The following is a 20,614-nucleotide window of genomic DNA, read 5'->3' as shown; positions in this document are numbered from 1 at the left end:
GGTCGTATCTGGCATCGAATTGCCTGATATGCCTTACGAACCCCCGCCCTATCTCGCTGAACTTTCCCTCGCTGAAATCGCGCAAGCCGTGGAGCAGCGCAAACTTCCTCCTGTGGAGCAATGGGATCCTCAATCCTCCGGCGACAGCTTCATGCGCATTGCTGAGGATGGCACCTGGTATCACAAAGGTGATCCCATTCGCCGCCCTGCGATGGTGCGAGCCTTTGCCGGGCTTTTGACCCGCGATGATGATGGGCAACACTGGCTTGTCACCCCGTTTGAAAAACAATCCATCGAGGTTGAGGACGCGGCTTTTATCGCGGTCGATTGCGTGTCGAAGGATGGCGACCTTGCATTTCGCATCAATACAGATGAACTGGTTATCGCTGGCCCTGACAACGCTCTTCGCGTGGCGGGTGATCCGGAAACGCCTGCGATTTACCTCCATGTGCGGCGCGGGTGTGAGGCGCGGCTGAACCGCTCGACTTATAACCAGCTTGCCGAAATCGCGATTGAAACAGGCGGCGATGATTGGATCGTGTCGAGCCAGGGCGCGCTGTTCTCGCTGCTGGGATAGGGTTTGGACCTCTTCCAGAAACTCAGCGACCTCTTCGAAGAGGGTCATGCCAAAGACCTGTCCGGTCAGTTGCTCAACGATGCCAATCTGGCAGGCGACAAGCGGCTCACCCCTGCCGCTGTTCTGATTGCGGTGACGGACAGGCCGGAACCAGGTGTCATCCTGACCCAGCGCCCGCGCGATATGCGCGATCATCCCGGCCAAGTCGCATTTCCCGGCGGCAAATGTGATCCGGGCGAAGATGCCATCACGGCGGCTTTACGCGAAGCAGAAGAAGAGCTTGCCCTTCCCCGCGATCAGGTTCGGGTTATCGGGACTGGCGATCTTTATACGACGGGCACCGGGTTCGATGTGACCCCGGTTCTGGCCGTGATACCGCCTGACCTGCCCCTGATCCCCAGCCCCGGCGAAGTTGAGGCATGGTTCGAAGCGCCATTGTCGCTGCTGCTCGATCCCAATGTTTGGACCAAGCAAGAGATTTTCTGGAAAGGTCAGATGCGAAGCTATCTTGAGCTTGAGTATGAGGGCTTTCGCATTTGGGGGGTGACTGCCGCAATCATCGCCAATCTGGCGAAACGCATCGGATGGGACGCGTCCTGATCACGCGAAGCTTGTCCAATTAATGCTTTTCTGTTTAGCGACATGACGCTGTGAACAACGCATTGAAAACCGCTGACTGGCCCCATCGCGAAGGCCTTAAACTGCTTACCCAGACTTTGGGCGCGGATAATATCCGCTGGGTCGGCGGCGCAGTGCGCGACGCGCTTCTGGAAGCGGAGGTGCATGACATCGATTGCGCCACTACGCTGACCCCGGATGTCGTAATTGACCGATGCGCGAGCGCCGGTATTCGCACCGTCCCCACCGGAATTGATCATGGCACAGTGACCGCTGTTCTGGACGATGGCCCGGTCGAAGTCACCACGCTGCGCCTTGATGTCGCCACCGATGGAAGACGCGCCACGGTAGCCTTTGCGACCGATTGGCGAGACGATGCCGCGCGCCGCGATTTCACTATCAACGCGCTTTATGCCCATCCCGAAACGCTGGAGATCAGCGACTATTTCGGCGGGCTTGCCGACCTTGAGGCACGGTGCGTGCGGTTTATCGGCGAAGCACGCGAACGCATCGCGGAGGACCATCTGCGCATCCTTCGATATTACCGTTTCCAAGCGCGCTTTGGCGCCGAATTGGACGCGGAGGCCGAGGAAGCGTGCGCCGATATGGCCGCGAGCCTCAAGGGTCTGAGCCGGGAGCGCGTTGCCGATGAGCTTTTGCGCCTGCTTGCCCTACCGGACCCAGGGCCAACGGTTGCACGGATGTTCGAACGCGGTGTTCTGCGCGTGATTTTGCCCGAAGCCTGCGCCGTTCACGTCGAGGCGCTAAAATCGCTTATTGTACAAGAAGCTGAGCAAACGATTGCGCCCGATCCGGTGCGACGCCTAGCAAGCCTGCTGCCCCCTTCGCCCGATGTCGCAGAAGCGGTCGCAGCGCGCCTCAGGCTTTCCAAGGCTCAGCGCGCGCGGTTAGTATCGGCTGCCGAACGAACGGCGAGCGATGCGGATGATCCCAAAGCGCTCGCTTACCGGATTACATCACCCTTTGCCGTGGATCGCCTTTTGCTTTTAGGGTCAAGCGTAGAGGCTCTCACCGATTGGAACCCGCCCGAATTCCCGCTGAAAGGCGGAGAGATTGTCGCACGCGGTGTTCAGGCCGGACCAGAAGTCGCCCGCATCCTGCAAACCGCCGAACGCCAGTGGGTGGCCGAAGGCTTTCCACCGCAATCCAGGGTTACCGCCATCTTGGATGCCATCCTCAAAAAAAGCTGACGTTCACGTTAAGGCGAGCTTCACGCGCGGCGAACTACATAGGGTGCCGAGCCACCGGGTTGTAACATAAACCCTCCCCTTTTAGGGAACTCCCTCGCAAACGAGGCATTGGTATCAGGTGCACGCCTCGATGCTGTTGATTTGCGACCATGTGCTTGCCACGCGGTCGCGTTCTCGTCTCAGCGTACGCTGCCTCTTGTCGCGGTGGTGGCCCCTCTCAACTGGAAGACAATGGAGACATTTGAGTTATGAAGTTTGCAAAGATGGCCCTTCTGGCCACCGTTTTCGCAGCAACCCCAATCGCCGCAAACGCGCAAGACGTTGGCACCACTGTATACGGCAATGACGATGCCCCCATCGGCACCGTGCTCAGCAATGATGGTACGACCGCCGTGGTCGACACCGGCAAGCACGAAGCCCCTCTGCCCGCCAACCTTCTGGCTGAACGCGAAGGCAAATGGACTGTCAACGCGACCAAAGCGCAGATCGACGGCATGATGGACCAGCAAGTGGCGCAAGCCGAAGCTGCTGCAAAAGCACAAGCCGCAGCCGAAGCAGAAGCTGCTGCGAAACTGGACGCAGCAATTGCCGTTGGCACCCCTGTCATCACTGCCGACGCACAACCACTTGGCACGATCAGCGAGCTTATGGATTCCAACGTTGTCGTCGAGAATGACGAAGTTGGCCTTGTGACTCTGCCGCGCGATTTCTTTGCGCTTGATGCGAACGATGAACTCGTCGCGCGCGCAAACCTTGCTGACATTATGGCAGCCGTTCAAGGCGGTTAAGCCAGATTGAGATTGTAAGTCCCTCCCTTGCGAGGGTCTTCATACAGGGCCGCGGTCACCGGGGATGGTGGCCGCGGTTTTTGTTTGGGGTTTGCGGTAGAGTAGGCCCACCCCGCTGCGACTAAGCCTCACCTGCGGTTCGGCAAGTCTCGCTCCCCTCCCGCTTGCGGGAGTGGTAATCACAGTGTTCCGTACCCGCTCTCAACGGCGCTTGGGAGTGGGCCAATCCCTCAAAACCGATTATCCTTCGGAAAACCCTGCGGCGGCAAACGTCCGGCTGCGCCGCGTGCGACTTTCCATTGCCAGATTTCGTTCTCGGTCCGCGTGCGTTCACCCGATCCGCCCATTTGCCAGCTAAGGCCGTCTTCCAGCTTGAAGGTCGTCGCATCGCTAAGCCCGCCGTCGCGGTAGCGTTGCAGCATCACGCCCTGCCCACGCGCCATCACCGGCATCTCTTCCATGTTGAAGACGATAAGCTTGCGGTTGTCCCCCACCGCCGCGACATGATCGTGGCCCTCTGGAATTTCGCGGATTACCTGAAGCTTGGAAGAACCCTTAAGGTTCACCACCTGCTTGCCCTTCTTCGTCTCTGCTATCAGCTCTTTTGTTTCGGCGATGAAGCCTTTGCCGTTGCTTGACGCGAGCAGCAGGCGACCACCGGGTTTATGAACCAGCATGGCAGCAACGTTGGTTTCCGCCGGCAGGTCGATCATGGTGCGCACCGGCTCACCAAAACCGCGTGCGCCGGGGAGCTTATCGCAACCAAGAGTATAAAACCGCCCATCTGAGCCCGCGATCAGTAGTTTGTCGGTCGTCTGCGCATGGAGGATGAAGGCAAGCGCATCGCCTTCTTTATATTTGAATTCCTGGTCCAGATCGACGTGGCCTTTGGCCGCGCGGATCCACCCTTTTTGCGATAAGATCACCGTTACCGGCTCTTTCTCGATCATTGCATCCATCGAGAATTCAACCGCAGGAGCAGCCTCTTCGATACGCGTCCGGCGAGCGCCAAGAGCGGTGTCTTCGGCATAATCCTTGCGCAGTGTGCGCAGATCTTTCTTCAAACGCGTACGCTGGCGCGCGGGGCTTTCAAGAAGCTTGGTAAGCTCGTCCTGCTCTTTAAGAAGGTTATCCTTCTCGGTGCGCAGCTCCATCTCCTCAAGCTTGCGCAAGGAGCGAAGCCGCATATTGAGGATCGCCTCTGCCTGACGGTCGGTGAGGTTGAACTCAGCCATCATCACTTGCTTGGGCTCATCCTCATATCGGATAATCTCGATCACGCGATCAAGATTGAGGAAGGCGGTGATGTAACCTTCCACCAGTTCCAGGCGCCGGGCGATTTGATCCAGCCGGTGCTGGGTCCGGCGTTGCAGAATCTCAATCTGCGATGCGGTCCAATTTTGCAGGAGCTCTTTCAGCCCCATCACCATCGGCGTGCGTGTCGCATCGAGCACGTTCATATTGAGCCCGAAACGCGTTTCCATATCCGTCAGCTTGAATATGCTTTCTTTCAGCAGTTCAGGATCGACGTTGCGCGTGCGTGGTACGAGGACGATGCGAATGCTCTCGTCACTTTCGTCGCGCACATCATCCAAAATCGGCAGCTTTTTATCGGCAATCGCCTGCGCGATCTGTTCGATCAGCTTGCCCTTTTGCACCTGATAGGGGATTTCGGTAATGACGAGTTGCCATTGCCCCCCGCCAAGTCGCTCGATCCCGGCGGACTGGTCGTCTGCATTCTCCGCTTCGGGCGCATGGAACACACCCCGCAAACGGAAGGAACCGCGCCCGGTGCGATAGGCCTCGGAAATCACGCTGGCGCTGTCCACCAACTGCCCACCGGTCGCAAAATCCGGCCCCTGCATCAGCTCCATCAAGCGCTCGTGCTCAACATGAGGATTGTCGATCAGCTCAAGCGTCGCATCGATCACCTCAGCAACATTGTGCGAAGGGATGTTGGTCGCCATGCCCACCGCAATCCCGCTTGCCCCGTTGGCCAGCAGATTGGGAAACAGACCCGGCATAAGCTCCGGTTCTTCCTCCTCGCCGTTATAGGTCGGGATGAAGTCGACTGTCCCTGCATCCAGCCCTTCCATTAGCTGCATAGCGGTCTTGGTCAGGCGCGCTTCGGTGTAGCGATAGGCAGCGGCATTATCGCCGTCGATATTGCCGAAGTTGCCCTGCCCCTCAACCAGCGGATAGCGCAGCGAAAAGTCCTGCGCCAAGCGCACCATCGCATCATACGCAGCCGTGTCGCCATGGGGGTGGTATTTACCGATCACCTCACCCACGACGCGGGCGCTTTTCTTGTACGTGCTGTCGGGCGACAATTTGAGCTGGCGCATCGTCCATAAAAGGCGTCGGTGCACGGGCTTCAACCCATCGCGTAGATCAGGAAGCGAGCGCGCGGTGATCGTTGAAAGCGCATAGACGAGATAGCGCTCGGACAGAGCGGCATCAAAAGGTGCATCGACAATCGCGTCGAACGGGTCGGTGTCGTCACCAGAAGCTATTGGGGTCGTGGGGTCTGCCATGCTCCATGTTTAGCAAGGCACGCGGGTGACGGGGAGAGGCGTTTCCACAGGGAAAAGCGAAATTCTGGCCGTTAAAGAGCGGATGCGGAGCGGTTGCAGTTCTCTATACGGGCTACACCCTTAGTCCCCGTCTCATTTTCCAGCGCAATCTGCATCGACATCATCTGTCCGCACAGCCCCGCCTCCAGATCGCCGCGCGACAAGGCTTGTCGCATCCAGAACCGCGCATCCTCGATCGATCGCGGGGCCGTCCACCCCCGCTCCGCTGCCAGAGCGAGATGAGCAAAGGCATCGGGATAACCCGCCCTCGCTGCAACTTCGCAATGGGGCATCGCATCGGCGTACTGCTTTTCGCGCATAAAGATATTGCACAATTGCTGATCGGCATCGCTGCGCCCTTTTTCCGCCATCGCTTCGAGCGCAGCGATAAGCTCGTCGCGCTCCTCCGGCACGGCATAGAACAGGCCGTAATAGGCATAGGCATAGCCCGCTTCAGCTGCGAGGCGTTGTTGGCGCACGCCTTCGACATATTCGGGCGTTCCGGTGTGCGCCGCCGCGCCGATCAGAACGCGCGAATAATGGCCGCGCGCCTTGGCGTAATCCTGCTGCGCGGCGGCCTTGTAGAGTGCAAGCGAGCGCGCCCGGTCAGCCTCATCCTTGGCATTCACGCGCAGAAAATAGGCAAGCTCAAGCTGGCCATATGGCGTTCCGTAAGACGCCGCCTGTTCGAGTGTCGCACGTGCGGCGGTAAGGTCTTTGGGAACGCCGAGCCCGAAATGCTGCATATAGCCCAGAATGTAAGTCGCGAGCGGATCGCCCATAGCGACCAGTGTTTTCACATCATCAACGCTATGCTGCGACAGCACGCGCATGACAAGGATCGGCTCATCTATACGGCCAAGCTCTTCAAGCGAAAGGTTGATCGGTCGAAGCCTTTTCGGAGGCTTCACCGATTTAAAGCCAAGCGTTGGATCGTCATTGAAAACCGCAGGTTCCATCGTGAAGAACGTGTTTGGCGACAAAGAGTTATAAGTGAACGGCACTTGCACAGGCCAAAACCCCTCGGTGCGCTGCAAAACGCCGTCGCGAATGGCGTTGAAAACAATGCTCACATCCATGCGCGGGACGGTGACTTTTTCGGCGACCTCAACGGCAAACGGGCTCACATTTTCGGGCGGCGGTGCAGAATCATAAGCGGGCACGCCCCGTCCGGTGGAATAGAGAACCCCAACGCGCGCTCCGGGCTCAAAATCAAATTCGCGCATCCCGCCGGACGCGGCCTGACGGGTGGCCGGTTCTATGATGACAGGCGCAGGCGCACTTCTCGTGACAGCGCCGCCATTCTCGCCCGTTTGCGTGATCTCACCGCCCGTGCGGCAGGCATCGAGCATAAAGATGGTCGTGCCTTCGTTATAAAGGCGCTCTGCCAAATCCTCGAATTCGATAAAGGTTTTGTCGATGTCATCAGCGCTCGCCTCAAGGCTGGCATCAACCGGGACAAGGTAATTGCGCCGTCCATATTCAAAGCCGTGCCCGGCGAAATAGAACACCACAATATCTGCATCACCGATGGAGTTGCTGAAATCGCGGATGGTATCGCGCATTTCGCGCCAATCGCCATTGGTAAGGCTGGTGACCTCGAAACCGATAGCGTTCAGCGATCTGCCGACCAGGGCAATATCATTCGCAGGGTTGGGAAGCTTGGTCCAGGATTTGCCTTCGCCTTGCTGCTCATAATCGGAATTGCCGATGAGAAGCGCGTATTTGCCTCCCGCATTGGCTGCTGCGGGGAAGAGGGCGAAAACAGCGAGCGCTGCACAAAGCGCCCATTTCTTGATCTGTGTAAACATGGCCCTAGCTTAACACGGTTTTCCGCCTGAGTGGAACCGCGTTTGCCCGCTCTTCACAACACGCAAAAAGGGCGCATCGGACCGTTAGGGGAAGGAGCCGATGCGCCCTTGGGCGGGTGCTAGCCTTGGAAAAGGGGACGGTGGCTAGCGGGGTGTCACGCAATTATGCCGGGGCTTGCGGGGAGAATAGCGTAGGCGAAAAGCGTGGTGCTGGTGATAATCGAAAGGGCGAATGCAAAAAGGTTGTTCGTGCGGGTCATGATATGGGTCCTTTGAGGGTGGTCGCGTCTGCCTCCGGACCGGCCAGCTTAGGCGAGAAGCTGTGGGCTGGCAGGGAGGATCGCGTAAGAGAAAAGAGCAGCTGAAACGACGAGGCTGAAAGCTGCGGCAACGAAGTTATTGGCGGCGATGGTCATGTTGAAATTCCTTTGAATGAGTTCGGTGTGTCGGGTTGGATTTATGCGAATGCGAGCGGGCTTGCTGGCACGATTGCGTAAGCGAAGAGGCTTGCCGAAATCAGAACCGAGAAAGCGGCTGCTGCGAAGTTGTTGGCGATTGTAGTCATGGTTCGTGTCTCCGTTTGAAAAGGTTACTTAAGCTGTTTGCGGGTTGTTTCCGCTGTATGCCAACTACTTTGCAGGGGCCGTGCCAAACTCGAAAAACCGCAGAAATCCGCGATTTTTCTGCAGCTCCCGCCCGTTTTCAATTCGTGACAATCCTGAACATTGGTTCATATTCCCAATTGTTGGGAAAGCGGTTTGGGGCGTCCTTTTGCGCAATTTGGAACGAACCGGCAGCTCATCCCTAAGCAGGGATGAAGACACGAATGAAAAGGAGCACACGAGACATGAAACGCATTCTCATCATCGCAACCGACGGCTTTGAACAATCAGAGCTGGAACAACCCAAAAAGCTGCTTGAAGAAGCCGGAGCCGAGACGGTCGTGGCAAGCCTTGAAACCGGCACGATCAAAGGCTGGGAAGACGGCGACTGGGGCAGCGATGTCCAGGTCGAAACGACCGTAGACAAAGTGAGCGCCGATGATTTTGACGGCCTGCTGCTGCCCGGTGGTCAAATCAACCCCGACGTTCTGCGCCTGAACGATACAGTCATCGACCTGATCAAATCGTTCGACAAACAGGACAAGCCGATCGCGGCGATCTGTCACGCACCTTGGCTGCTGATCGAAGCGGGCCTCGTCGATGGTAAAGTCGTCACCGCATGGCCATCAGTGCGCACCGACCTCAAGAACGCAGGCGGCGATGTGATTGATCGCAAGGTCGCGGTCGATGGAAATCTCATCACCAGCCGCAACCCGGACGACATTCCAGCCTTTACAGAGGCGCTGATCGACGCGGTGAAAATTCCCGCCGAAAATGTCGTTGAACACATCTAACCGGGCTGAAAACCAGCTAAAAAGCCCCGCCCGCTCAACCAGTGTGGCGGGGCTTTTTGTATCTAAAGTCCGCGCGCGTCGTGGCTTTCGCCCGGAACGGTGACGGTAAGACCATCCAGTTCTTCGGTCAGATCGATCTGACAAGACAATCGCGAGGTGCGGCGCACTCCTGCGGCGAAATCGAGCATATCTTCTTCCTCTTCGGAAGCATCATCCAGTTTTTCGAACCATTCGCCCGCGACGATTACGTGGCAGGTTGAGCAAGCCATCTGCCCCTCGCACGTGCCCTCAAGCGGGAGCCCCGCTGCCTGTCCGACTTTCAAAAGGTTGTCGCCAACCTCACCCTTGGCCGTGACTGGATTGCCCTTGGGGTCGATGAAATTCACTGTGATCGTCATAGGATTACCCCCAAAGCTCCTGATCTTTGGCCGCTGCAAGGATGGTTTTGGCCGCTTCGTCAATATCGTCAAGCGTGGTGTAGCGCCCCCACCCCAGGCGGATAGAGCTTTTCGCTTCAGCATCGCTAAGACCGATGGCTTTCAGCACGTGGCTGGGCCGGCCCGACCCGCTGGCGCAGGCACTCCCGGCGCTGAACATCACATTGCGGCAATCCGACATGAGGCGCGCCACGTCGAGGCCATCCTTTCGGATATTCATATTGCCATACCAGCGCGATGTGTCGCTGCCGTTGAGGGTCCAGCCCGCAAAATGCTCCCGCGCGCGGTTCCATAGCGCCTCTGCGTGAGCAGCGTCCTGCTCCATCCGTTCTTTGGCAAGCTTGGCCGCCGCGCCAAATCCGGCGATGAGCGCCGGCGACAATGTGCCGGAGCGAAGGCCATGCTCTTGCCCGCCGCCGGTTTGCACTTGCTGAAGCTCCACGCCATCGCGCACCCACAGGGCGCCAACGCCCTTGGGACCGTTCAATTTGTGGGCTGACACCGCAAGCATATCCGCGCCCGCAACCGGCATCTTGCCATAAGCCTGTACCGCGTCGACGAGGAACAGCGCGTTTTCCCGCTTGGCGCGTTCGTGCCAGTCACGCGTGGGCTGGATCGTGCCGATCTCATTGTTGACCTGCATCACAGCGATCAGCCGTGCGCCCGCACCAATATCCTGTGAAGGATCGCAGATCCCGCGCGCGTCCACTTCAAGCATTTTGGAAAGCCCCGCATCGCGCGCCGTGTCTCCAACGGCGGAGTGTTCAATGGCGGAGAAAACAACGCTGCCCTTCCCGCTGGTCCCTCGAATGGCGAGGTTCAGCGCCTCGGTCGCGCCGCTTGTGAAGATGACTTTGCCGCCAGCCGGAAAGAGCGCCGCCACATGATCGCGCGCGGCCTCAACCGCAGCAGCAGCTTGGCGGCCAAGCTTGTGCGGGCTGTGCGGATTGCCAAAGCCCATGCCATCCGGCCCATCGAGCCAACGGATCATCGCATCGCGCGCTTCGGGTGCGAGCGGCGTGGTGGCCTGGTTGTCGAGATAGATCATGTGAGCGACTTCCATGCCTCCAAAAACCGGTCCAATTCCGCCGTGGTGGTATTCCAACCAAGGCTCACGCGGATGGTGCGCGCGGCGACTTCATCGCTCACGCCAAAAGCATCGAGCACACGGCTCTTCTTAAGCGTCCCCGAGGAACACGCGCTTCCTGCCGACACGGCAATACCCATTGCATCGAGGCGGATCAGAAGAGCCTGTGCACTCATGGTCGGATGAGCGAGCGCAAAGATGTAGTCAGTCTGATCACCGAAGGTGAGTACGTCTTCGCCAAGCTCTTTTGCGAACCCCGCGCGATCATCGGGCGTGGTCGCCCACTCGCCTGCCTCAAGCGCAGCAGCAAAGCCGAGCGAGCCCGGCATATTCTCGGTTCCCTGACGATAGCCGCGCTCATGCCCGCCTGTTGGCTCAAGCAGGTTCCAGTCGCGCACCAACAATGCGCCAATGCCGATAGGTCCGCCAAGCTTATGCGCCGATACCACCAGCATATCGGCCTTGGGCAGTGCAAGTTTACCCGCCGACTGCGAGCAATCGGACAGAAGCACCGCTCCGGTTGGTGCCAGTGTTTCAGCCATAGCGCCGACCGGATTGATCACGCCGGTTTCCGAATTGACGTGCTGGACCGCGAGGATGGTCGACGCATCGAACGTGCTTTCATCATCCGACACTTTCGCATCGGGCGCGGCGCGAAACACTGCATCATGCTCGACCGCACTCACGATGCGGCGCGTGGCTTTGGCGCGGTTGAGAGCAATCCACAGAGCCTCGCTCGCCCCGCTGGTGAAGATCACTTCGCCATCCCAATCGCACGCCGCCTTGATCCGTGCCCGTGCATCTTCGAGCGCATTCTTCGCGCGGCGGCCTTCTGCGTGCGGGCTGGATGGATTCGCCCAAAGCGAAAACCCTTCCGCCATCGCGGCGCGCGCTTCCGGGCGCAGCGGCGTAGTAGCGGCATGGTCTAGATATATTCGGTCGATCAAAAACAGGCCTTAATGCGAACGATTCTTAACAAATTGCGCTTTCTCACAAGTGCTTATATAGGGTGCTCACCCGCTGGCACCAGCCGGTGTTACAGCGCAACTCATTTCACAAAGGTCATTTGATGCCATCCGTCATCTTTCCCGGTCCAGAGGGCCGTCTTGAAGGTCGTTTTTCACCTCCACCGCGCCCGCGCGCACCTGTTGCCATGATCCTGCATCCGCACCCTGAGGGCGGCGGCACAATGAATGACCGGGTCGTTCAGCGACTTTACAAAACCTTCGTGGATCGCGGTTTTGCAACGCTTCGTTTCAACTTTCGCGGGGTTGGCCGCTCGCAAGGCTCGTTCGACAATGGCATTGGCGAGCTATCCGATGCAGCCTCCGCGCTGGACTGGGTTCAGTCAATCCACCCCGAAGCACAACAAACCTGGGTTGCGGGCTATTCCTTCGGAGCGCTGATCGGGATGCAGCTGCTTATGCGTCGCCCCGAAGTGCGCGGCTTTATCTCGGTTGCGCCGCCCGCGAATATGTACGACTTCAGTTTCCTTGCTCCTTGCCCTGCCTCTGGCATTTTCGTGCAAGGCGCCGCTGACACTGTGGTTCAGCCAAGCGCTGTGCAAAAGCTCGTCGATAAGCTGCGCACGCAAAAGCACATCACGATCCACCATGACGAAATCCCGCGCGCCAACCATTTCTTTGAGAATGAAATGGAAGACATGATGGCGAGCGTCGACAACTACCTCGACTTCCGCCTGTCGCCGGATTGTCCGATTAAATAAGAGTTTTTTTGCTTTGCGAGGGCGCATCCGCGCCCTCATCCTCGCTAGACGGCCTCCGCTTTGCTCCGGCCCCGCTGCGGGCGCACGGTCGTGCTTGCGGTCGCTGCCGCGACCGTGCTCCGCGATGCTCCAGCCAAACTTTGCCAGAACGACGCCGCAGGCGTCGCAAGGGCGACCGCCCGCCCGCAGCGGGGGCAGCTTGCCTGCCCATCTAGCGAGGACGCGCGCCCGGATGGGCGTGCGCAAAAACAAAAGGTTGCATCCCGCGACCCGTCGCCAATTGCAACTCGATATTGCTTGGCACTCGCAACAACTCGTGAGAGGCTCCACTCATCGCACATCATGAGAGGAGAAGAATCATGAATTACGCGACCACCGCGAACCGCCCCAACCCCCTCGCCGTTGTCGGCGCTTTGGGCGTCCCCGCAACCGTTGGTGCCATCCTTGTCGCTGGCCTCGCCGTCAAGATCGTCATCGCGCCGCCTGTGCCAAATCCCAAGGCGACCGACGTGCCCGATGTGGTAATAACGCCGGAAATCTTCGAGGTTGAAAAGACTGACGAAATCAATCCCCGGACCAACCCTGCGCCGCGTCCCGACACACCGCGACCAGCCCCTGCCCCCGATCCGGCCGTTACCTTTACAGGCTCAGGCCCCCTCACAACCGGCGGCACGCTGACTGAGGATTGGGGCACTGGCCTCGACGCTGTCGAACTTCCCGAAGTCTTTGCGCCCGCGCCAATTTTTGACCCCGTGGCTGCATCCCCGCGCGGCAATCCCCGCAACTGGATTTCCACCTCGGACTATCGCACCAGCTGGATCAGGCGCGGATATGAAGGCAATGCGCGCTTCACCCTCAAGGTCAATGCGAGCGGCAAGGTCACCGATTGCACGGTGACAGGCTCCACTGGCTATGAGGCTCTCGACCGGGCGACGTGCCAGTTGATCAGCTCACGCGCCGTCTTCAATCCGGCCAAGGATGAAAGAGGCGCCTCTGTCGCTGGCACTTATTCAAGCGTCGTAAACTGGCGGATCCCTGAATAGGCCAAGACCAGCGGTCGGGGCGCTAATCCGCCTCGGCCGCTTCGATTTTGTCAACCGGGGCGGTGCCATCGCTCGTCGGGATCGTCCAGATCAGCACGTTACCAATGGCAATCAGGGCAAGGACGACCATCAGCACAGGCTGCTTCACCGCCCCCGTCCGCCGCCAATAGGCAAACGCGCCCAGGATCAGCAGAATGGCCGCAAGTATCACGATTGAGAACACCAGATCGGTCATCACCGCGTCACTTTCCCTTTTGTCATCAGTTGTAAATGCGCTGGAATTATTGCCCACGCGTGGGTAGCCTTATGCCTGTACCAATTCAGGAGGGAAACATGGGAATTTTCAGTTCGATTTCTAACGCTATCTTTGGTGATGACGAAGACGAGGCAAAGCCAGCAGAAAAAGCGCCCGCAGCCGCTCCTGCCGCAGCGCCCGCCACCCCGCCAAAACGCGCCGCGATCAGCGCTGAGGATGTGGAAGCGCGCATCGCCAGCATTCCCGGTTCAGACAAGCTCAACTGGCAAACCTCGATTGTCGATCTGATGAAGCTGGTGCGGATTGACCCAAGCTATGAAAACCGCAAGGCGCTCGCGATTGAGATGGGTAACACTGATTATTCCGGCACCGCTGAAGACAACATTGCGCTGCATAAAGCGGTGCTTGCGCAAATGGCGGCAGCGGGCGGCATTGTGCCAGCCCATCTGAAAGACTGATCACTTCGGCAAACACCAAACTAAAACGCCGCGTGGGCCAATTGGCTCACGCGGCGTTTTTCGTTTGAATCCGGCTTGGTTATCGCTGCATCATTCCGCCGACGATTGAGCCAAGAATCCCGCCAAGGCCGCCGCCGCTCTGCTGTTGGCCACCACCGGCGCTCGCCTGTTTGGCCATATAGCCTGCGACCGCCATGGCGAGGATGGGAAGCATCTTTTTCAAAAGCCCCTCATCAATGCCCGTGATCCCGGCCACTTCGCCAGCGACCGAGCGGCTCACATCCTTGGTGCCAAAAATGTTTCCAAGAATATCGTTTCCCGGCTGCGTGGGTGTCGGGGCAGAGCCGAGAACCGCATCGAGCAGCCCGCCTCCGATCAATCCGCCCAATCCACCAGCCGCGCCGCCTTGCGCACTGCTGCCACCGAGCAAAGCGCCCGCAAGGCCTCCGAGCCCGCCCAATGGATCAGGCGTTGAATTGCCGCCTGTGGCGCTGCGGCCCATGCCAGCAACGATCGCCGGCAAAAGTGCCCCCGCAGCGGTTTGCGCGGTTCTTTCGTCAATTCCAAGTTCGCGCGCCATCGATGAAATCGCGCCCGTTTGTTGAAGCATGGCTGCAAGGCTCAATGCACTTCCCCCCAATCCTATGCCGCCTAAACGGCGCGATTATTTTTTGCCGAACAGGCCGCTTGCGATATCGGCGATGTCGTCCAGTGGATTGCCGTCGCCATCGCGGTCGAGCAGTCCCATGAGCGAGGAGGGATCGTTCTTGATCGCCTCGGCAAAATGGGTGAGCGAGCCTTCGCCGCCGATCTGTTCGACCAATTGGCTGAGCACGCCTGTATCAAGACCGGTCTTCGCAGAAGCCAGTTCGACCGTATCGCCTTCCATCTGGTGCGTTTGCCCCAGAACCGCGATGGCTTTCTCTGCCATCTTCGGATCAATCCCGACCTTCTCGGCCAGATTGACAACATCGTCAGGCGCACCACCGATATTTTTCAGAATTCCATCAAGCAAACTCATGTCGCTTCTCCTTTGTCGCGAGTCATTTTGGAACCTAAACCCATGTCAGGGATTGGGAAAGTAAAGAAATATCTGGCCAAATTCAGGGGTATGCACAGTGATTGAGACGGCAAAATGATGACCAAACGATCTATCATCGCGCTGGCTGCTGGCGGGCTTGCCCTTGCTTCTGCCATTCTGCCGCTATTCCCCACCGATTTTTGGGCCATTCGGGCGACCGGTTTCGTCCGGGAACCTGCAAGCTATCTCTTCATTGTGCTGGCGATTGTAGTGGCGCTGTTCGTCAAACGTCATCGCCTGATTGCAGAGGGTATGTTTTTGGCCGCGGTTGCGATCAATTTCATGACCATCTGGCCGTATACCGCGTTGGCGCCGACCCAGATTGATCTCGCTTCTGACCATCCACAAGGCCAGTGCTTCACCGCTTTTTCCGCCAATGTCAAAATGAAGAACACGCAGTATGATCGGCTGATCGAGCAGATCGAAAGCTTGCAGCCTGACATCGTGTTTCTGACCGAAGTTGACGAAGGATGGGCTGAAGCGCTTGAGCCCATGCTGAGCGAATATCCATATACCCTCACCCATCCTCAATCGAACACCTTTGGCAAAGTCTTTGCCAGCCGATTGCCTGTGGTCGATGCTGATATTCTTGAAAGGGCAGATGAAAATACACCGAGCATTTTCGCGGTCCTGCAGCCGATGCCAGACACCAAAGTCCAGTTCGTCGGTCTGCATCCAAAGGCGCCTTTGCCGGCACAAAGCACGGGGCAACGCGACGAAAGCATCAAGCGCGCCGCTGACCGCACGATGGCGGACATTTCAGGCGCGATTGCCATGGGCGATTTTAACGATGTTCCCTGGTCGTCCACCACCACTGATTTTCGCGAAATGGGTGATTGGAAAGATCCACGCATTGGCAGAGGCACTTTTGCCACATTCCCCGCCTTCGCCCCTGCGCTGGGCTGGCCACTGGATCAAATTATGGTGAGGGGCGAAATTAAAGTGCGCCGTTTTGAAGTTCTGGACGCGAACGGGTCAGACCACCGCGCTGTCTTGGGCGAGATGTGCCTCGATCAAGCTATCGTTCGAGCCAAATAAAAGCCCCGCCTGACACACTTCGTTAGAAATGCACCAGACGAGGCCCCCCTCTCCAGCTCGTGATGTGGATTAAAGCCTAGGCCGCCACCGCGCTCGATGGGGCTGCGTTGCGCACGCCTTCATCCACGTGAGGCTCAAACTCGGCAAAATTGTCGATGAACAATTGCACCAGCTTTTGCGCCGTCGCATCGTACTCATCCGCATTGGGCCATGTGCTGCGCGGATCGAGGATGGTTTGATCGATCCCGGCCTCTGCCAGAACCGGCACGTGCACAGGCACGTCAAAGCCAAAGTTTGGATCCTTGCGGAATTCAACGCTATCAAGATCGCCATCGAGCGCCGCATTCAAAAGCGCGCGGGTCGCCTTGATCGGCATCCGACTGCCAACGCCATATTTGCCGCCGGTCCAGCCGGTGTTGAGCAGCCAGCACTGCACGCCGCCCTTGGCGATGCGCTCTTTCAAAAGGTTGCCGTAAACCGATGGGTGGCGCGGCATGAAGGGCGCGCCAAAACAGGTCGAGAAGGTCGCCTCCGGCTCAGTCACGCCGATTTCGGTGCCTGCCACTTTCGCGGTGTAGCCCGACAGGAAGTGATACATTGCCTGATCTGGTGTGAGACGCGCAATCGGAGGCAGAACGCCGAACGCATCGGCGGTGAGCATCACGACATTGCTTGGCGCAGGGCCAAGGTTCTTCTCAGACGTGTTCGGGATAAAGTCGATCGGGTAAGCGCCGCGCGTGTTTTCAGCGAGGGTCGCATCGTCGAAATCAAGCTCGCGGGTCTTTTCATCCATGACCACGTTTTCAAGCACGGTGCCGAACATCTTGGTGGTGGCGTAGATTTCCGGCTCAGCCTCTTCGGAAAGGCGGATCATCTTGGCATAACAGCCACCTTCGAAGTTGAAGACAGCCGTGTCGGACCAGCCGTGCTCGTCATCGCCAATAAGTGTGCGCGACGCATCAGCAGAAAGCGTCGTCTTGCCCGTGCCCGAAAGACCAAAGAAGACGGCGGTCTTGCCATCGGCGCTGATATTGGCTGAGCAGTGCATCGGCATCACGCCCTTGGTCGGCAGCAGGTAATTGAGGATACCGAACACCGACTTCTTCATCTCGCCTGCATAACGCGTGCCACCGATCAGGATCAGCTTCTCGGTAAGGTTCACCGCGATCACGGTTTCCGAATTGGTGCCGTGGCGCGCGGGGTCTGCCTTGAACGTCGGCAGGTCGATGATGGTGTATTCGGGCGCGAAATCGCCGAGTTCCTCAGGTGTGGGACGCACCAACATCGTGCGGATAAACAGATTGTGCCAGGCAAGCTCGTTGATCACGCGCACATTGACGCGGTGCTCTGGTTGTGAGCCGCCGAACAGGTCAGCGACATAGAGCGTGTCTTTGCCAGCAAGCTCGCTGAGGAAATCTTCCTTGAGGTTGGCAAAATGCTCTGGCGTCATGCTCGCATTGACCTTGCCCCACCATACGGTGTCCTCGGTCGTTTCATCGCGTACGATGAATTTGTCCTTCGCGCTGCGCCCGGTTTTCGCGCCAGTTTTCACCACCAGCGCGCCATGCTTCGAAAGCTGCCCCTCACCGCGAGCAATCGCTGCTTCGACAAGCGCGGATGTGCCCAGATTGGGGTGGATGGTTGCCGACGTTTCAATGCCTTGTGAGGAAAGTGGCTGGGCCAGAGGGGTAGCAGCGGGGATCAACGTGTATTCTCCTAGGACGTCTTCGCGAGGGGCGTCGATATGGTGCGCGAAAAAGCGTAGATCGCGCATACGTATGCACCGTCGAGATGGGTGTTTGGATGGCCCGCGCCAAACTGCGCTAGCGATTCGTCCGTAGCCACCTGATCCCGAAAGCTGAATAGCGCATAAAGCCGAGTATTCGCCTCGTCAAACCCCGCCATTTTACACCGCAATGCAGCATTATAATGCACTCGCGTTTCGCACCTGCACCAAGTCGCGCAAATTCAAGGCAGAGCTCTCACAAATCGCCACGAACAGGCGCAATTCAATTCCACATCTTTTGTTGAGCAGGGCGCCGCCACGACACTCTCGCTGATTGTTTCGGGCCGACGTTAGCGCTATCTCGTGCGGGACGATTTAAAAAAGGACAGCTCACGCATGGCAGGCGATCTGCACAATAAAGAGCATATGAGCATGACAAGCGAGAGCCCGAACGGCGATAGTAAGCCCCAAGGGAAGGAGATCGCCCTGGTCGATGATGATCGCAATATCCTCACCACCGTCTCTATTGCGCTTCAGGCGGAAGGCTTTGTCACCCGGCTTTATTCCGATGGAGAGACCGCGTTGAAAGCGCTTCTGCAAAACCCGCCGGACCTTGCCGTTTTCGACATCAAGATGCCCAAGATGGACGGGATGGAATTGTTAAGCCGGGTGCGCGCGCAGTCCGATCTTCCGGTGATTTTCCTTACCAGTAAAGATGATGAGGCCGATGAAGAGGCTGGTCTTGAACTGGGCGCGGATGATTACATCGCCAAACCATTTTCCCTGCGGCTTCTCATCGCCCGCATCCGTGCCATTCTGCGTCGTAAGGAGCCGGTTGAACGGGTACCGGGTGAAGAGGCGCTGCCAAGCGAGACGGGCCATGCCAGCCTCACCCGTGGACGGCTTTTCATGGACCCGGCGCGCCATCACGTGCGCTGGGACGACAAGCCTGTCAGCCTCACCGTCACCGAATTCCTTATCCTAGAAGCGCTCGCCGCACGGCCCGGTGTGATCAAAAGCCGCAATCAATTGATGGATGCCGCCTACCCCGACGATGTGTTTGTCGATGACCGCACCGTAGACAGTCACATCAAACGAATGCGGCGCAAATTCCGCGTCGTCGATGACACGTTCAGCGCAATCGATACCCTCTATGGCGCAGGCTACAGCTTTACCGATGGCTAGTGCGCAGCAAGAAACCGCTAAGCCAGCGACAGGCAAGAAATCCGAACCCTTCCTGCAAAGCGTCATTCAAACGGCGGAGCGGCCAAACCTTTTTGCGCGTTTCTCCCTCACCGCGCGTATTCTTGCGGTAAATATCCTTCCGCTGGCGCTGCTTTCCGGCGGACTGTTCTATCTCGACACCTATCGCACACAGCTGATTGATGAACGCTTTAAGCTTGCCCGGATCGAGGCGCAGATCACCGCCGAAGCACTTGCCGGTGTCACCCGCGAACGGCAGGAAGCCTTGTTGGTCCAGATCGGGCTGGAACAGCGGATGCGGATGCGGATGTTCGATGCCGAAGGGCGGCTTTGGGCGGACAGCTTTGCGCTTGCAGAGCCGGCCTTTGAATTTGAAGACGTGAGCGATGACAGTTGGGAACAGCGCCTCGCGCGCTGGCTTGACCGCACTGTCGATACCATCGTCAGCGCTCCTGCCGTGACCGATTATGTCGAGCCAGAGGGCCAGACCGCCGATGCGTGGCCAGAGCTAAAGCAAGCGCGCGAGGAAGGGCTTAGTCAGGTGCGCCTTTACGACTGGGTCGATGGAACGCCTGTTATCACCGCAGCAGCGCCGGTGGGCCTTAATGGTGCAACGCTGCTCACCGTGCGCAATGCGGTAGATATCACCGAAAGCGTGCGGGCCGCGCGCACGGCGCTCCTTACATCGGTGCTCTTGGTGCTGGGTGCCTCTGCCCTGCTCTCATTGTACCTTGCGCGCACCATCGTCTCACCTCTGCAATTGCTGGCAAGCTCTGCACAAAAGGTGCGCCTTGGGCGCGAGCGCGATGTCGAAGTTCCCCGACTTCCAGAACGCAAGGACGAAATCGGCCAACTTGCACGCTCTGTTTCAGACATGACGCTTGCCTTGCGTCAAAGAATTGATGCGGTCGACAGCTTTGCCGCCGATGTCGCGCATGAGATCAAGAACCCGCTCGCTTCTTTGCGCAGCGCGGTCGAATCGCTGCCCAAAGTCACCGACCCGGACACTCGCCGGGAACTGGAGCAGATCGCCACCCATGATGTGCGCCGGATTGACCGGCTTGTGACCGAAATTTCCGATGCAAGCCGGATTGATGCTGAAATGAGTCGCGCGACGCTGGAGCGGATTGACTTGGCCGCCCTTGTCAGCGCAATCATTGGCAGCCGCGCAAACCGCTTTGAAAATGACGACCATCGCATTGAGCTTGAAACGCGCGGGTTTGCTCCTGTCGTGCTTGGTGTGGGCGCGCGCCTTGAGCGGGTGATCGAAAACCTGCTCGACAACGCTGTGTCCTTCTCCCCGCCTGATGCCCCGATTGAGGTGATGATCGACAATGACGGCAATTGCGTGAGCTTGACCGTATGCGATCATGGGCCAGGCATACCATTGGAACAACGCGAGAAAGTGTTCCAGCGGTTCCATTCCGTCCGTCCCGAGGGTGAGGATTTCGGCAACCACTCAGGGCTTGGCCTCGCCATCGCAAGAGCGATCGCGGAGGCACACGATGGTTCCCTCACCGCGCGAGGGCGGCCCGATGGCGAGCAAGGCGCGTGTCTCCACCTTGAACTCCCCCCAATGAAATAG

Annotated in this window: 23 protein-coding genes; 11 read left to right on the top strand and 12 right to left on the bottom strand. The window is 58.4% G+C overall.

Annotated elements, in window-relative coordinates; genetic code table 11:
- The first annotated feature begins 28 nt into the window (after positions 1–28).
- The 4 genes from INR77_RS07105 (at position 29) to INR77_RS07090 (ending at position 3,194) form a co-directional block, all read left to right on the top strand.
- The gene (locus INR77_RS07105) at positions 29–577 is read left to right on the top strand and encodes a DUF1285 domain-containing protein (RefSeq protein ID WP_223073186.1); all 549 of its coding nucleotides are present in this window, start codon (positions 29–31) and stop codon (positions 575–577) included.
- Between the two features lie 3 nt (positions 578–580).
- On the top strand, positions 581–1,177 hold the full coding sequence (locus INR77_RS07100) for a CoA pyrophosphatase (RefSeq protein WP_223073185.1): 597 nt from the start codon (positions 581–583) through the stop codon (positions 1,175–1,177).
- A gap of 50 nt (positions 1,178–1,227) precedes the next feature.
- The gene (locus INR77_RS07095; protein ID WP_223073184.1) at positions 1,228–2,406 is read left to right on the top strand and encodes a CCA tRNA nucleotidyltransferase; all 1,179 of its coding nucleotides are present in this window, start codon (positions 1,228–1,230) and stop codon (positions 2,404–2,406) included.
- 248 nt (positions 2,407–2,654) lie between these two features.
- Positions 2,655–3,194, top strand: coding sequence for a hypothetical protein (locus INR77_RS07090; protein ID WP_223073183.1), 540 nt, complete (start codon positions 2,655–2,657; stop codon positions 3,192–3,194).
- A 230-nt stretch (positions 3,195–3,424) separates the two neighbouring features.
- Here INR77_RS07090 and parC read toward each other — a convergent pair whose 3' ends face one another.
- The 5 genes from parC to INR77_RS07065 form a co-directional block, all read right to left on the bottom strand.
- Positions 3,425–5,728 (bottom strand): DNA topoisomerase IV subunit A, encoded by a 2,304-nt coding sequence (gene parC, locus INR77_RS07085; RefSeq protein WP_223073182.1) that lies wholly within the window; start codon positions 5,726–5,728, stop codon positions 3,425–3,427.
- Positions 5,729–5,799: 71 nt separating this feature from the next.
- A complete protein-coding gene (locus INR77_RS07080; protein ID WP_223073181.1) occupies positions 5,800–7,578 on the bottom strand; it encodes a caspase family protein in 1,779 nt (592 codons plus the stop codon).
- A 155-nt stretch (positions 7,579–7,733) separates the two neighbouring features.
- On the bottom strand, positions 7,734–7,838 hold the full coding sequence (locus INR77_RS07075) for an enoyl-CoA hydratase (protein WP_223073180.1): 105 nt from the start codon (positions 7,836–7,838) through the stop codon (positions 7,734–7,736).
- A 48-nt stretch (positions 7,839–7,886) separates the two neighbouring features.
- The gene (locus tag INR77_RS07070) at positions 7,887–7,994 is read right to left on the bottom strand and encodes an enoyl-CoA hydratase (protein ID WP_223073179.1); all 108 of its coding nucleotides are present in this window, start codon (positions 7,992–7,994) and stop codon (positions 7,887–7,889) included.
- Positions 7,995–8,035: 41 nt separating this feature from the next.
- Positions 8,036–8,143: an enoyl-CoA hydratase gene (locus INR77_RS07065; RefSeq protein WP_223073178.1), complete on the bottom strand. Its 108-nt coding sequence runs from the start codon at positions 8,141–8,143 to the stop codon at positions 8,036–8,038.
- A 282-nt stretch (positions 8,144–8,425) separates the two neighbouring features.
- Between INR77_RS07065 and INR77_RS07060 the strand changes: the two genes are divergently transcribed.
- Complete coding sequence (locus INR77_RS07060) at positions 8,426–8,974, top strand: type 1 glutamine amidotransferase domain-containing protein (RefSeq protein WP_223073177.1); 549 nt, start codon at positions 8,426–8,428, stop codon at positions 8,972–8,974.
- Between the two features lie 62 nt (positions 8,975–9,036).
- On the opposite strand, the gene INR77_RS07055 is transcribed toward INR77_RS07060, so the two are convergent.
- Genes INR77_RS07055 through INR77_RS07045 form a run of 3 tightly spaced genes read right to left on the bottom strand, consistent with a single transcriptional unit; the run spans position 9,037 to position 11,445 of the window.
- Entirely contained in the window at positions 9,037–9,372 is a 336-nt protein-coding gene (locus INR77_RS07055) for a 2Fe-2S iron-sulfur cluster-binding protein (protein ID WP_223073176.1), read from the bottom strand.
- A gap of 4 nt (positions 9,373–9,376) precedes the next feature.
- A complete protein-coding gene (locus INR77_RS07050) occupies positions 9,377–10,459 on the bottom strand; it encodes a cysteine desulfurase family protein (protein ID WP_223073175.1) in 1,083 nt (360 codons plus the stop codon).
- Positions 10,456–11,445, bottom strand: coding sequence for a cysteine desulfurase family protein (locus INR77_RS07045; protein WP_223073174.1), 990 nt, complete (start codon positions 11,443–11,445; stop codon positions 10,456–10,458). Before INR77_RS07045 ends, INR77_RS07050 begins: the two co-directional genes overlap by 4 nt.
- Positions 11,446–11,567: 122 nt before the next feature.
- Here INR77_RS07045 and INR77_RS07040 point away from each other — a divergent pair, with 122 nt between their 5' ends.
- Positions 11,568–12,224, top strand: coding sequence for an alpha/beta hydrolase (locus INR77_RS07040; RefSeq protein ID WP_223073173.1), 657 nt, complete (start codon positions 11,568–11,570; stop codon positions 12,222–12,224).
- Between the two features lie 359 nt (positions 12,225–12,583).
- Positions 12,584–13,267 (top strand): energy transducer TonB, encoded by a 684-nt coding sequence (locus tag INR77_RS07035; protein ID WP_223073172.1) that lies wholly within the window; start codon positions 12,584–12,586, stop codon positions 13,265–13,267.
- A gap of 22 nt (positions 13,268–13,289) precedes the next feature.
- On the opposite strand, the gene INR77_RS07030 is transcribed toward INR77_RS07035, so the two are convergent.
- Complete coding sequence (locus INR77_RS07030; RefSeq protein WP_223073171.1) at positions 13,290–13,502, bottom strand: hypothetical protein; 213 nt, start codon at positions 13,500–13,502, stop codon at positions 13,290–13,292.
- A gap of 98 nt (positions 13,503–13,600) precedes the next feature.
- Here INR77_RS07030 and INR77_RS07025 point away from each other — a divergent pair, with 98 nt between their 5' ends.
- Positions 13,601–13,981 carry a DUF3597 family protein gene (locus tag INR77_RS07025; RefSeq protein ID WP_223073170.1) on the top strand — a complete coding sequence of 127 codons (381 nt, stop codon included), beginning with the start codon at positions 13,601–13,603 and terminating at the stop codon, positions 13,979–13,981.
- Between the two features lie 79 nt (positions 13,982–14,060).
- Here INR77_RS07025 and INR77_RS07020 read toward each other — a convergent pair whose 3' ends face one another.
- Both INR77_RS07020 and INR77_RS07015 read right to left on the bottom strand, forming a co-directional pair.
- A complete protein-coding gene (locus tag INR77_RS07020) occupies positions 14,061–14,606 on the bottom strand; it encodes a DUF937 domain-containing protein (protein ID WP_223073169.1) in 546 nt (181 codons plus the stop codon).
- A 39-nt stretch (positions 14,607–14,645) separates the two neighbouring features.
- The gene (locus tag INR77_RS07015) at positions 14,646–15,002 is read right to left on the bottom strand and encodes a hypothetical protein (RefSeq protein ID WP_223073168.1); all 357 of its coding nucleotides are present in this window, start codon (positions 15,000–15,002) and stop codon (positions 14,646–14,648) included.
- Positions 15,003–15,116: 114 nt separating this feature from the next.
- On the opposite strand from INR77_RS07015, the gene INR77_RS07010 reads away from it, so the two are divergent.
- Positions 15,117–16,100, top strand: a complete 984-nt coding sequence (locus tag INR77_RS07010) for an endonuclease/exonuclease/phosphatase family protein (RefSeq protein ID WP_223073167.1) — start codon at positions 15,117–15,119, stop codon at positions 16,098–16,100.
- Positions 16,101–16,176: 76 nt separating this feature from the next.
- On the opposite strand, the gene INR77_RS07005 is transcribed toward INR77_RS07010, so the two are convergent.
- Positions 16,177–17,874, bottom strand: coding sequence for a phosphoenolpyruvate carboxykinase (locus INR77_RS07005; protein ID WP_255573977.1), 1,698 nt, complete (start codon positions 17,872–17,874; stop codon positions 16,177–16,179).
- A 378-nt stretch (positions 17,875–18,252) separates the two neighbouring features.
- Between INR77_RS07005 and INR77_RS07000 the strand changes: the two genes are divergently transcribed.
- A complete protein-coding gene (locus INR77_RS07000; RefSeq protein WP_223073449.1) occupies positions 18,253–19,011 on the top strand; it encodes a response regulator transcription factor in 759 nt (252 codons plus the stop codon).
- Entirely contained in the window at positions 18,980–20,614 is a 1,635-nt protein-coding gene (locus INR77_RS06995; protein WP_255573976.1) for an ATP-binding protein, read from the top strand. The genes INR77_RS07000 and INR77_RS06995 overlap by 32 nt, the downstream gene beginning before the upstream one ends.

The sequence above is a fragment of the Erythrobacter sp. SCSIO 43205 genome (assembly GCF_019904235.1).
Taxonomy (GTDB): Bacteria; Pseudomonadota; Alphaproteobacteria; order Sphingomonadales; family Sphingomonadaceae; genus Erythrobacter.
The sequence above is the reverse complement of the archived record's forward strand: the minus strand, read 5'-3'. Positions and strand labels throughout refer to the sequence as shown.